Source organism: Streptomyces sp. (assembly GCF_036524955.1).
GTDB lineage: Bacteria > Actinomycetota > Actinomycetes > Streptomycetales > Streptomycetaceae > Actinacidiphila.
In genome coordinates this window covers 50,345-63,268 of record NZ_DATDBG010000270.1, presented here as the reverse complement: position 1 = coordinate 63,268, position 12,924 = coordinate 50,345, and the positions used below count along the sequence as shown (strand labels likewise).

Below are 12,924 nucleotides of genomic sequence, written 5' to 3'. Positions count from 1 at the left end.
CGGCGCCACCGCCCCGTTCCCCACGCCCCCGGGTGGGCGACCGCCCCCCCGGCCCGACTGGAACGGCACCAGGGAGGTCGCACCGAGCCGGACGTAGGCGCGGCCCGGGGTGGACTTGGAGATGCTGCCCGCGTCGGGGGCGTCGATGACGTCGGACGACTCGCTGCCGTCGGTGACGCGCAGCGCGATCCTCAGGTTGGTGTTGGCCCGGATCTCCGGTGAGACGACACCACTGGGCCGCTGGGTGGCCAGGATCAGGTGAATGCCGAGAGAACGGCCTCGCTGGGCGATGTTCACCAGACCGGTGACGAAGTCGGGCAGTTCGCGGACCATCGAGGCGAACTCGTCGATGACGATGAGCAGCCGCGGCATCGGCCTGAGTTCGGGCTGCCGCTTGAGCAGGTCGGTGTAGTCCTCGATGTCCTTGGCGCCGGCCTCGGCCAGGATGTGCTCGCGCCGCTTCAGTTCGGCGCCGAGCGATTCCAGGGCGCGCTCCACCAGGTGGGCGTCGAGGTCGGTGACCATGCCGACGGTGTGCGGGAGCTGCACGCAGTCCTTGAAGGCCGAACCACCCTTGTAGTCCACGAGCACGAAAGTCATCGCCTCGGGGGTGTTGGCCACCGCCAGCGAGGCCACGATGGTCTGCAGCAGCTCCGATTTGCCGGAACCCGTTGTGCCCGCGATCAGGCCGTGCGGACCGTCCTTGCGGATGTCGATGGCGAACGGGCCGTCGTAGGACTCGCCGACGACCGCTTGGGTGGAGATCGGGCTGAGCCGCCAGCGGCCGGCGATGGCGTCCGCGGTGGGCGGTTCGAGCTCCAGGACGTCCAGCAGCCGGCTGGAGCCGGGGATGGCCGAGTCCTCGGCGTCGCCGCTGATGTCGCGGATCGGAGACAGGCAGCGGGCCAGCCGCGCGCACCAGGCGGGCGACACCAGGTCGGGCCGCACCTTGCGGATCCGGGCAGCGCCCGCCTGCTCCACGCGCAGCCGGAACGCCCCGGGTACCGGTTCCACGGCGATGGCCTGGGCTTGCTGGGCGCCGGCATACCAGGCGTTGACCGAGGGGAAGCCCCCCTGCTGCGGTCCGGCCGCCGCGGACTCCGGTACGGAGGCGACCTGGGCGGACGCCGACGGGGCCTCGAACTCGGCGATCACCACGGCCTGGCATTCGCCGGGGAGGAAGCGCTCCTCGGAGTCCAGGCAGATCGCGAAGATCCCGACACCCGGTCCCTCGCGCAGCAGTGGGACCACGCCGGGCAGCGAGCGCATCCGGCGTGAGCCGTCCAGGATCACGACGATGTCGGGGTCCTTGAAGAAGGCCGCGTGGTTGGACGCGCTGCCCGCCTTCTGCTTGGCCTTCCGCCGTCCGTCGAGGATCGACCCCAGCTCGGCGATGCGCGCCGCCACCGTCTCGGCGTCGGTGCCCAACAGCGTGCTGGCGTCCTGGCCGTCGGTCGGCCGGGAGTGCGGCAGCCACCGCACCCAATCCCAACTCTCCCTGCCGGACTGCTCGGTGAGCACGTAGAACTGCACGTCCATCGGGGAGCTGAGGGTGGCGGCCTGCGCGACCGCCCAGCGGCCCATCGCTCGCGCGCCGTCACCGGGTGCAGCGAACCCGATCACTCCGAGCCGCCGCAGCTCGACCGCGACCGGCGCGTCCTCGATCTCCCGGCTGACCTTGCGACGGTGTTCCTCCTGCTCGGGGTCGTCCAGCACCACCTCGGAGGGGAGCTTCGCGGTGCCGACCCTGATCAGCAGATGGTCCGGGTCACCGCGACGGCGCTCCCACAGCCGTGTGCGCGGACCGGTTGCCGTGTTGAGCACCGTGGCCGGGTCGGGCGATGCGGCGGCGCGGTCCTTGCGTTCGGTGTCGAGTGCGGCGCTCGCGTCCTGCTCGATGTTCTCCTTGCGCTCGCGGTACTCGGCGACCGTCTTCGCGTACGACTTACGGCCGTTCTTCTTGTCCACGAAGTAGTTGCCGACCATGACGACGGGGCTGACCACCGCCATGATCAGGTAGATCATGCGTTGCATCATGAAGGCCATCGTCACGGCCATGACCAGCGGCATGAGCGCCATCAGCCACGGCAGAGGCCGGGCGCTGGGCTCCCTGGGCGGGGACGGCAGCCGGAAGTGGGTAGCGCGCTCCGGCGGGGACAGGCGGGGCGGACGGTTGTAGTCGTACGTCGCCCCGTCCTCGCCGGGGTGCAGCGCCGCGTTGGGCGGGACATAGGGGCCCAGCTCAAGGAGGCTGTTGCCGAGAGCGAGTTGACTGCCCAAGGGCCACTCTTTCGTGTCACCCCCGATGGTCACCTGGCACGTACCCCCCATGCCGACGGTCAGTACCACGGCGCGGTCGGCGAGTTCGGAGTCGTCGATACGGACCCGGGCCGCCGGACCGCGACCGATCTCCACCCGGCCGATGCCCAGCCGGTGCACGCCGCCGGCGTCCGGTCCGCCCGCGACCCGCAGTTCGACCACGCCGGCCGGTTCGCCGGGCAGGCAGCCCGCAGGGTCGTACAGACTCACCACCGCTCCCTCGCGCAGTGGCGACTGGGCAACCGACCAGCCCGGATCCACCGCGTACCCGTCCACGTACACCGCGGGGGCGCCGGGGGAGCGGGCCGTGCCGCCGGCGATCGAGATGATCTCGGCGCCGCCTCCACCGACTTTCCGCCCCAGCTCACGTGCCACATCCGCGACGGTCGATGCTGGATCGGTGTCGACCACCACATCGGCGCGGTCCCCGCCGAGCGGGTCGACCACGGTCAACGACAGACGCACGGTGTCCTCGTTCCCCCGGACTTCGACTTGGTTTCCCCAGGACGATATCCGCTGGGAGCAGGTCGCGGGACGACCGTGCGAGGCCTGTGGACAACCTGCGCCGGTTTATCCACAGGATTGAAACCGAGCTGGACACAGGCCTGGTGGTAAGTGGCACAGTGAGTGCCAAGCCGGATGAAAGAGGGGCGGACGGGGCGGGTGTTGCTCCGTTACTGCCGAGTTGGGCATGCCACGGAGGCCGTTCCGTCCTGTTGCAAGGCTGTGGGGCTGCTGTCACGGATGCGCCTTGAGGGTGTTTGTAAGGCGCTGGTAGCGTGCGGTGACTTGACATCGGCCTGCGGGCTGTCGCCGGACAGGAGCGCGACAGCCTTTCTCCACGCAACCGATTCGTAGGACACACGCCGGCTCGACGGGGGCAGTGACGTGAAAATCAGGGAACGATCCGCTGCGGCGGGCGGCAGCGGCCGTAGCGGCCGTCAGTCCGTTCCTGCACCGATGCCGGGCGCGCCGGTGGGCGGAGAGCGGTTGCCGGTGGCGCCGCGTGAACGCAAGCCGGCGCTCGCAGCGCTGGCCGTGCTGCTCATCCTTCTCGGCGCACTCGGCGCGACCGTCATGGTGATGCGCGCGGGCAACAAAGTCTCGGTCGTGGAGATCACCCAGCCCGTCGCGGCCGGCGACCCGATCCCCGTATCGGCGATCCGCGAAGTGATGCTGTCCGACGGCACCGATCTTCCCTTCATCAAGTGGCGCCACCGCAATGACCTCCTCAACAACTACCGGGCAGCCACGAACCTCGTGCCCAACTCGGTCCTGGTCGAGTCGATGATCACCAAGAAGGACGAAGTCCTCCCCCCGGGCAAGGCCCTCGTGGGTCTCTCCCTGAAGGACGGCCAGTTCCCCGAGGGCCTCCAGACCGGCGACACTGTGGCCGCCTACCAGGTCGGCAACAGTGCGGCCAAGCCCCAGACCCCCGGCGGCGGGTTCGGCAGCGCGGACCCCACGCTCATCGGCGGGCATCTGATCGTCAAGTCCATCGGAAACTCGTCCAACGGGCTCGGCAGCGGAGACACCTCGGTCACCGTGCTCGCCGACTCGATGTACGTCGCGCGGCTCACGATCGCCGCCTCGGCGAACGAGGTGGCACTCGTACGCGTCGCCCAGAGCAAGAACTGAACGAGCGGCAGAAAACGTCATGGCACTGATCGCTATCGCGGCAGACAAGGGCTCACCGGGCGTCACGACGACCGCCGTCGCGCTCGCCGCTGTATGGCCGCGCCGCGTCCTGCTGGCCGAGACCGACCCTGCGGGTGGCGACCTGGTCTACCGGTCGGCCGCCGCGCACGGAGGGGTGCTCGACCCCAACTCCGGGCTGCTGTCGCTCGCCGCGACCGCCCGGCGGGGCCTGGCCGCCGAGCAGCTGTGGGACCATGCCCAGCCGCTCACCGGCGGACTCGATGTCCTGGTCGGGCTGGGCAGCGCCGAACAGGCAGCCGGTCTCGCCGGACTGTGGCCGACGCTCGGACAGGCATTCGCCACGCTCGCCGAGTCGCCCAACGGCGCGGCCGACGTGATCGCCGACTGCGGCCGGATCGGCGTCGACTCCCCGACACTGGACCTCTTCGGGCACGCCGCCCTGGTGCTGCTGGTGGCCCGTACGGAACCGGAACACCTTGCCCGGGTACGGGACAGGGCGGGCGCGCTCTCCGCCAAGCTGCACGGTTCGCAGCGCGGCGCCGCTGCCGCGCTGGGCTACCCACCGATCGGCATCCTGCTCATCGCCGACCCCGGCGGGAGCGCGCGGCTGGCCGGCCAGGTCAACGACATGCTGGTGGCCTCCCAGATCTCCGCCCGGGTGGTCGGCACTCTCGCTCACGACCCGGCGGGCGCCGAGATGCTCAGCGGGCGGCGCCGGGGCCGCCTGGACAAGTCACTGCTGATCCGCTCCGCCCGCCAGATCACCGCCGACGTACCGCAACGGTACGGAGTCCTGCGATGAGCGTGGTGGACCACCAGCTCGTCAAGCGCTTCCGGCAGGGGGCGGGCGACCGCATCGCCGAGCAGCGCAGGCTGGACCAGGTATCGGGTACCGCCCCGATGTCACCCGAGGACGAAAGGCAGTTCGCGCGGGCGATCATCGCCCAGATCCTGGAGGAGTACGCCCGCTCCGAGATCACCATCGGCCGCACCCCGCCGGACGCCCAGGCCGAAGAGGCATACGCGGCGGCCGTACACGCCGCGCTCTTCGGGGTCGGCCGCCTGCAGCCGCTGCTCGACGACCCCGAGGTCGAGAACATCGACATCAACGGCTGCGACCAGGTGTTCGTCGGCTACTCCGACGGCCGTGAGTTGCAGGTCGAACCGGTCGCCGAGTCCGACGAGGAGCTCATCGAGCTGATCCAGGTCCTCGGTGCGTACTCCGGCCTGTCCTCGCGTCCTTTCGACACCGCCAACCCCCAGCTCGACCTGCGGCTGCCCGACGGCTCCCGGTTGTCCGCAGTCATGGACGTCACGCGCCGCCCCGCGCTGTCCATTCGCCGCGCACGCCTCGGCAAGGTCTTCCTCGCCGACCTGGTGGGCAACTACACGCTCACTCCCGAACTGGGCTCCTTCCTGTCCGCCGCCGTCCTGGCCAGGAAGAACGTGATGATCGCCGGCGCCACCAACGCCGGTAAGACCACCCTGCTGCGGGCCTTGGCCAACGTCATTCCGCCGCACGAACGCCTCATCACCGTCGAACGCGCGCTGGAACTTGGTCTGGATCAGTTCCCCGAACTGCACCCCAACGTGGTGGCGTTCGAGGAGAGGCTGCCCAATTCCGAAGGCCACGGCGCCATCTCGATGGCCGAACTCGTCCGCCGCTCCCTGCGTATGAACCCCTCCCGGGTCATCGTCGGCGAGGTGCTCGGCGACGAGATCGTCACCATGCTGAACGCGATGTCGCAGGGCAACGACGGCTCGCTGTCCACCATCCACGCCAACAGTTCGGGCGAGGTCTTCAACCGCATCTCGACCTACGCCCTCCAGGCGCAGGAGCGGCTACCGGTCGAGGCGTCCCAGATGCTGGTGGCCGGCGCCATCGACTTCGTCGTCTTCGTCCTGCGCCGCAACGACTTCCACCGCGGCGGCACCCTGCGCCGTGTCGTCACCTCCGTCCGCGAGGTGAACGGGGTGGACGGCCGCGTACTGTCCAGCGAGGTCTTCGCCGAGGGCCGGGAGGGCGTGGCCGTTCCGCACGCCCCCATCGCCTGTCTCGACGAACTCCTCGCCCACGGCTACCAGCCCACGGGGGTGTGGCGGTAATGACCGGGATCTTCTCCGTGTCCGTGCTCTACGGACTGCTCGCCGGAGCGGCGGTCGGCGGCGGCATCGCGCTGTTCATCGCCGCTATGCGCGGCTGGGCGCCCAAACCGGCGAAGGCCGGACAGACTTCCGGTGACAAGGCGTCGGAGTTCGTCCGTTTCCTCTCCCAGCGTGGCTCGCTGGCCGTCGTCGCCGGCCTGGTGGTGCTCGGCCTGACCCGCTGGGCCGTGCTGGGCTTGGCCACCGCCGTCCTCGTTTTCAGCTGGGACAAGCTCTTCGGCGGCGCTGCCGAGGAACGCGCCGCGATGAAGCGTGTCGAGGCGCTCGCCGGCTGGACCGAGTCGCTGCGCGACACCATCGCCGGCGCGGTCGGCCTCGAACAGGCCATACCGGCCTCCGCCCGGGCCGCCGCACCCGCCCTGCGCGAGCACCTGTCCTCCCTCGTCGACCGGCTGCGGGCCCGTACGCCCCTGCCCGAGGCGCTTCAGCACCTTGCCGACGAGATCAACGACGCCTCCGCCGACATCATCATCGCGGCCCTCATCCTCAACGCCCGGCTGCGCGGCCCCGGCCTGCGGGAAGTGCTCGGCGCGCTCGCCAAGTCCGCCCGTGAGGAAGTGGACATGCGCCAGCGCGTCATGGCGCAGCGGGCCAGCACCCGGCGCAGCGTGCAGATCGTCGTCGTGGTCTCAGTTGTCTTCGTGCTGGGCCTGGCCATCTTCAACCGGAGCTTCGTCGAGCCGTACAGCACGGCCGTCGGCCAGGCAGTGCTCGCCCTGGTGTGCGCGCTGTTCGCGGCCGGCTTCTGGTGGCTGAGGAGGCTGTCGAAGATCGACACACCGGACCGGTTCCTGGTGCACGCGCCCGAGCGGGCCGAGCGAACCGGAGTTCCGGGCCAGTTCACGCCGATGCATCCCGGCGCGGTCGGCCACGCCGGGCCGCAGGGGTATCCGGGCACGCCGGGCCATGCCGCCGTACCGGGACAGGGAGCGGGCGCCCGATGAACAACATCCTTTTCACCTGCCTGGTCGGCGCGGCCGTCGGCCTCGGCGTGTTCGGCCTCATCCGGGCGCTGATGCCCAGCAAGCGCAGCCCCGTCTCCACCATCGCCCGGGTCGACGCCCTGCGTGCCGCGGGTCCCACAGCGGGTCCGGTCGGATCCGCCCCGACCGACCTGCGGGGCCGGATCGGGGAGCGGGTCGTGGAGTTCTACCTCCAACAGGGCTGGGAGCAACGATCGCTCCGCGCCGACCTGGCGGTACTCGACCGCAGTTGGCAAGGGTTCCTGGCCACCAAGGTCGTCCTGGGCGCATCCGGGCTGATCTTCGGCCCGTTCCTCTTCGCGGTCATCTGGCAGCTCGGGATGGGCTCCAATCCGGTCATCCCGGTCTGGATGGCACTGCTGTGCGGCGGCGTCTTCTTCGTCCTGCCCGACGTCGAGGTACGCCGGGACGCTGCCGACAAGCGCAAGGACCTGCGCCGCGTCATCGGTGCCTACCTGGACCTGGTGTCCATGAACCTGGCCGGTGGCCGGGGTCTGCCCGAAGCGCTGATGGCCGCCGCCGAAGTCAGCGACGGCTGGGCGCTGATGCGGATACGCAACTGCCTGGCCGACGCCCGGATCACCGGCACCAGCCAGTGGGTCGCTCTCGGCAGGCTCGGCGACGAGCTGGGAATCGAGGAGCTCAAGGACCTCTCCGTCACACTCGGCCTGGTGGCCGACGACGGTGCCAAGGTCCGGGAGTCGCTGGCCTCGCGCGCCGAGACGATGCGGCACCGCGAACTCGCCGAAATCGAGGGGTCGGCCGGCGAGAACTCCCAGTCCATGCTCGTGGCGCAACTCCTGCTGGCCGCGGGTTTCCTGGTCTTCCTGATCTTCCCTGCGGCGATGCGCGTGTTCCAGGTCTGATCACCGCAGTGTCATCGAATGCCGAGAGTCGAGTCGAGAGGACTTGAACCATGAACCGACTGCCCACCGTCAGCCATCCGGCTGTCGACTTCCTGCTCACCTTCCTGCAGGCCCGGGTGCGGCGCGCCCGCTCCGAGGACCTGTCGCGCGGCGCCTCCGCCGTGGAATGGGTCATCATCTCCGCGGTCGTGGTCACCGTCGTCGGCGTGGTCGCCGTGATCATCAACGGCGCCCTCAAGGGCAAGGCCACCGATGTCGGCAACTGCATTCAGAGCACCACGGACAGCAAGACCTGCTGAGGCCGGTAGCCGTGATGGGACGACGAACCGACGCGATGCGCCACGCCGCACGCCGCAGGCTGGACACCGCCCGCGGCGACGGTGGCGTGGGCAGTCGTACGGGTACGGGGGTGGCGGGACGCGCCAGTGCGCGCTCCCGCGGCGACCGCGGCATGACCGCGATCGAATTCGTCTTCCTCACCCCCGTGCTGTTCTTCATGATTTTCGCGACGGTGCAGTTCGGGCTGTACTTCTTCGCCGATCACGTCGCCCAGGCAGCTGCCCAGGCCGGGGCCCGAAAGGCCCGCGCCGAGGCCGACGCCGACCCCAACGGCTGGTCGGACAAGGCCACGTCCACGGCCGCGGACTACATCGACCAGCTCGGCCCGAACCTGCTGGACGGCCGCAAGATCAAGCCGCTGCAACCGGACGCCGTCACCGTGGGCGTCCAGGTCACCGCCCGCGTGCCCACCGTTTTCCCCGGCCTGCACTTCTCGGTGCGCGAGTCCTCGCAGGGCCCGGTGGAACGCTTCGTACCGGACAACGGGGGCTGAGCGGATGCGACCCAGTACGGGGGACGGATCAATGCCGGGTATCTGGCGCCGCATGCTCGACCGACGGCGGGAACGGCTGCGTGCCGACCGGGGCGTCTCCACCGTCGAGGTGGTCGTCCTCGCCCCGGTCATGATCCTCTTCGTCCTGATCCTGGTTGCCTTCGGCCAGCTGGTCGACGGCCGCGGCGCGGTGGACGGAGCCGCGCGGGACGCCGCCCGCGCGGGATCCATCCAGCGCACCCGGAGCGTCGCCATGACCGAAGCGATCGCCGCCGCCAAGGCGGATCTCGGCGACACGTGCGTCGGCGGCACCCTGCGGGTACGGCAGACGAGTCCCGGTTTCACGTACGGAACCTTCTTCACGGTCGAGGTGAGTTGCACCATACGCGGCCTCGACTCGCTGGGTTTGAACATCAGGAAGAGCCTCACGTCGACGGCGTCCTCACCCCTCGACCCGTACCGACGGGCGGCGCCCAATTGACCACTCAGCTGACGACCATGACGCTTCCGCCCGCCGCGCCTGCCACGCCCTCCGTCGTCACCCGTGTCGCCACCCGGCTGAGGGCGACAGGACCCGACGACCGCGGCTCCGGCGCCGCCGCCGTGCTGATCTTCGCTCTCGTCTTCATGGCGCTGGCCGCCTTCGTCGTGGACGGCGGCCTGTCGATCTCCAAACGCGAGCGCGCCGCCGACATAGCCGAGCAGGCGGCCCGCTACGCCGCGCAGAACATCGACGAGGCAGCGCTGCGCACCGCCCCCACCGGCAGCCAGCCGGTGATCATCACGGCCGAGTGCGACGCCCGGGTCCGTAGTTTCGCCCAGCAGTCCGGCCTCGACCCGGCCGACGTCGCCGCGTCCGGCTGTACGTTCACCAGCGCGAACCGGGTCGAGGTGACAGTGCAGCTCACGTACCAGCCCATGCTGACCGGTTTCTTCTACGACCGTGATGTGGTCGTACACGGCACGGCAGCCGCCGAGTCGGTGACCGGCCCCGCGAACTAGCCCCACCGTTCCGGCACGCAGAACCCGTACGACCGAACAGACGCAAGCGCAGTCCCGTACGACCGACAGATCCGTACCAGCAGACCCGTACCACCACCGAAGGCAGAGGAAGCAGCCATGGCACGCACGACCGCCACGGGACGTAACCGCGCGCAGCAGGGTGGACCGGCGGCGAGTCCGCCGCGCAGGCGCTGGTCGTTGGGCGATCTGGTGCGGGCCCTCGGCGCGTTTTTGGCACTGGCCGTGCTGGTGGTGGGCGTGCCCGGCGCGCTGCTGTACTTCATCGGCTCGCCGTTGCCGCACCACTTCGACTCGGACCTGGTGCAGCAGCCGATCACCAGCGAGACGTTCATCAACACGCTCGCCGTGGTGGTGTGGCTGGCGTGGGCGCAGTTCACGGCGTGCGTGCTGGTGGAGGCGAAGGCAGCCGTCTCGGGCGTGGGCATGCCGCACCGGGTGCCTGCCTCGGGCCCGAGTCAGTTGCTGGCCCGGCAGTTGGTCGCCGCGCTGCTGCTCGTCGGGGTGAGCACCGCCGGACTCGTTCCGGGTCTGTCCCAGCTCGGCCAGCACCACCAGGTGGAGAACCAGGCCCGCCCGGGAGTCGCCGCGACCGCCCAGCAGACGCCCGGCCAGCAGCAGTCGCGCCCCGCGAGCGCCGCCGTACCGCATCAGCAGGGGGCCCAGCACGCGGCGGCCGTCGGTCAGGCGGCCGGGCAGTCCGCGCAGCAGGACACCAAGTTCTACCGGATCCATCCGCCCGAGGGCCGGCACCACGACTCCCTGTGGGAGATCGCCGAGCGCCACCTCGGTGACGGCCGCCGCTACAAGGAGATCTACCAGCTCAACAAGGACCGTGTGCAGCCGGACGGTTCCCGGTTGTCGCAGGCCAGCCTGATCCGGCCGGGCTGGGTGATGGAGATGCCCGCGGACGCGCACGGCGGCGAACTCGTGGAGATGCCGGTGGCGGCTCCGCACACCCCGCCCGACGTGCAGCACTACGCCGAGCACGGCGGTGCCAAGGACACCGTCAAGGAAGGCGCCCACGCGGCGCAGCCCGCTGCCACCCAGCAGAGTGCGGCCGGTGGCGGGCACGCGGCCGACACCACCCCCACCCACAGCGCGAGCGCCCCCGCCGGGAAGCACGCCGAGTCCCCCGCCGCGGCGTTCTCCGGTGTGACGTCCTCCTCCTCGCACGGGTTCGACCTGTCCGAAGCGCTGATCGCCGCCCCCCTGCTCGCCGCGGGTCTGCTCGCCGCTCTCGGTCGCCGCCGCCGTACGGCCTTGTGGCAGTCGGTCACCGCAGGCGTGCTGCGCACCCCGCGCACCCCCAGCGGGCCGCAGGCCGACGCCGCCGACGCGCTGCGGGTGGGCGCCGACCCGGACGCCGTCGCCTTCCTCGATCGCGCACTGCGCTGGCTGTCCGCCAAACTCGACGGCGAGGGCCGCAAACTCCCCACCGTCTACGCCGCCTGGCTCACCGACGAGGCCCTGCACCTCCAGCTCGCCTGGCCCGAGGGCCAGCCGCCGGCACCGTGGCAGCTCGGCCAGGACCAGACGTTCTGGCGGCTGGACCGCGCAAACCTCGACGGGGACGCCGACGTGTCGGCCGCGGCCCCGTACCCCGGCCTGGTCGCGCTCGGTACGCTCGACGGCGCGCGACTGCTGCTCAACCTCGAGGCGGTGCCCGGCATCGTGTCGCTGGCCGGAGCGCCGGCCGACCGCGAGGCCGTACTCGCCTCCGTCGCCGCGGAACTGGCCACCAACGGATGGTCGGACCGTATGACCGTCACTCTGGTCGGCTTCGCCGAAGACCTCACCTCACTCGCGCCGACCCGGGTACGGCACCTCGCTGATGTGCCCGAAGTCATCGAGATCATGTCCGCGGAGACCGCGCAGCGCGCCGGCGCGCTGCGCAACGCGGGCCAGGACAGCGTGCTCACCGGACGTACCGGACGCGCCCAGCACACCCAGTGGGCCCCGCACCTCGTCCTGCTCGCCGCCGAGCCGACCGAGGAGGAGGCCGAACGCCTCGCCGAACTCGCCGCCGACGCCGGCCGGCTCGGCATCGGCTACCTGGTGGCGTCCGGCCGCACCGACCTGCCCGGCTCCGCCTGGGAGCTGGAGATCACCTCTGCCGGACGGCTGCTCGCGCCGCTGCTCGGACTCGACCTGGAGGCGCAGTTGCTGCCCGCGGCCCAGTACCAGGCCGTACTGCGGCTGTTCGCCGAGGCCGACGGGGACGACGGGCCCGGCCCGGACGCGCCGCCGTTCCTGGTCGACCTCACCGACCAGGGCCGCCCCGGCGTGTACGCGCGGCTGCTCGGCTCGTTGGAGGTCATCGGCATCGACGCCCCGCCCGCGGACCGCGGCCCGCTGCTGCACGAAGCGCTTGCTCTCCTCCTGCTGCACCGCGAAGGCGTCCACCCGCGGGTCCTCGCCTCCGCGCTGTGGCCGCGCGGCGTCACCGAGGATGTACGCGACGCGCTCGTCAAACGGCTCCGCGACTGGCTCGGCACCGACCCTGGTGGTGCGCCGCGGCTGTCCTTCGACGACACCGGGCGGATCGTGCTCGCCACCTCCGTCGTCTCCGACTGGGACGTCCTGCAGACCCTTCACCACGAGGCCACCGAGGGCGGGGCCGCGTCCGACCCGGCCGCGCGGCGCCGCCTGCTGACCGACGCGCTGTCGCTGGCCCGCGGGCCGCTGCTGGAGAACCGGGCGCCCGGCCGCTACGGCTGGCTCGGTCACGAGATAGTCGACGCGCAGCACCCGGTGCTGGTCGCGGAGATCGCCCTCGCGCTGTCCGCGCTGCACCTTGGCGCGGGCAAGCCGAAGGCGGCGGTGGCCGCGGTGGAGACGGGCATGTCCGTATCGCCCAAGGACGAACGGCTCTGGCTCGAACTCCTCCGCGCCACCCATGCCACCGGCGATCCCGCGCGCCTCGAAGCGGCGGCGCACTCCCTCGTCGCCCGCAGTCACACCCTCAACGGGCCCAGCCGCGGGCTGCCGCCGCAGGTGGAAGCCCTCATGGACGAACTGCTCCCTGCGTGGCGGGGAAGCGTCGCCAACTGACCACACTCCAGGAGCCTTGAGCCTT

Annotated in this window: 11 protein-coding genes; 10 read left to right on the top strand and 1 reads right to left on the bottom strand. The window is 71.0% G+C overall.

Annotated features, from left to right (window positions below; all coding sequences use genetic code 11):
* Positions 1 to 2,784, bottom strand: a 2,784-nt coding sequence (locus VIW71_RS22060; RefSeq protein WP_331624208.1) for an FtsK/SpoIIIE domain-containing protein, incomplete at its 3' end; no start/stop codon positions are given.
* 531 nt (positions 2,785 to 3,315) lie between these two features.
* Between VIW71_RS22060 and VIW71_RS22055 the strand changes: the two genes are divergently transcribed.
* From VIW71_RS22055 to VIW71_RS22010, 10 genes are all read left to right on the top strand, one after another.
* Positions 3,316 to 3,957 carry a hypothetical protein gene (locus tag VIW71_RS22055; RefSeq protein WP_331624207.1) on the top strand — a complete coding sequence of 214 codons (642 nt, stop codon included), beginning with the start codon at positions 3,316 to 3,318 and terminating at the stop codon, positions 3,955 to 3,957.
* A 19-nt stretch (positions 3,958 to 3,976) separates the two neighbouring features.
* Complete coding sequence (locus VIW71_RS22050; protein WP_331624206.1) at positions 3,977 to 4,780, top strand: hypothetical protein; 804 nt, start codon at positions 3,977 to 3,979, stop codon at positions 4,778 to 4,780.
* Positions 4,777 to 6,084, top strand: coding sequence for a CpaF family protein (locus VIW71_RS22045; RefSeq protein ID WP_331624205.1), 1,308 nt, complete (start codon positions 4,777 to 4,779; stop codon positions 6,082 to 6,084). The genes VIW71_RS22050 and VIW71_RS22045 overlap by 4 nt, the downstream gene beginning before the upstream one ends.
* A complete protein-coding gene (locus VIW71_RS22040; protein ID WP_331624204.1) occupies positions 6,084 to 7,088 on the top strand; it encodes a type II secretion system F family protein in 1,005 nt (334 codons plus the stop codon). Before VIW71_RS22045 ends, VIW71_RS22040 begins: the two co-directional genes overlap by 1 nt.
* Positions 7,085 to 7,993, top strand: a complete 909-nt coding sequence (locus tag VIW71_RS22035) for a type II secretion system F family protein (RefSeq protein ID WP_331624203.1) — start codon at positions 7,085 to 7,087, stop codon at positions 7,991 to 7,993. Before VIW71_RS22040 ends, VIW71_RS22035 begins: the two co-directional genes overlap by 4 nt.
* Positions 7,994 to 8,043: 50 nt before the next feature.
* Positions 8,044 to 8,292 carry a hypothetical protein gene (locus VIW71_RS22030; RefSeq protein WP_331624202.1) on the top strand — a complete coding sequence of 83 codons (249 nt, stop codon included), beginning with the start codon at positions 8,044 to 8,046 and terminating at the stop codon, positions 8,290 to 8,292.
* Positions 8,293 to 8,306: 14 nt separating this feature from the next.
* Positions 8,307 to 8,825: a TadE family protein gene (locus VIW71_RS22025; protein WP_414720805.1), complete on the top strand. Its 519-nt coding sequence runs from the start codon at positions 8,307 to 8,309 to the stop codon at positions 8,823 to 8,825.
* Positions 8,826 to 8,856: 31 nt separating this feature from the next.
* Entirely contained in the window at positions 8,857 to 9,306 is a 450-nt protein-coding gene (locus VIW71_RS22020) for a TadE/TadG family type IV pilus assembly protein (protein WP_331624201.1), read from the top strand.
* A gap of 17 nt (positions 9,307 to 9,323) precedes the next feature.
* Entirely contained in the window at positions 9,324 to 9,827 is a 504-nt protein-coding gene (locus VIW71_RS22015; protein ID WP_331624200.1) for a TadE/TadG family type IV pilus assembly protein, read from the top strand.
* A gap of 117 nt (positions 9,828 to 9,944) precedes the next feature.
* Positions 9,945 to 12,899: a BTAD domain-containing putative transcriptional regulator gene (locus tag VIW71_RS22010; RefSeq protein WP_331624199.1), complete on the top strand. Its 2,955-nt coding sequence runs from the start codon at positions 9,945 to 9,947 to the stop codon at positions 12,897 to 12,899.
* The last annotated feature ends 25 nt before the right edge of the window (positions 12,900 to 12,924 follow it).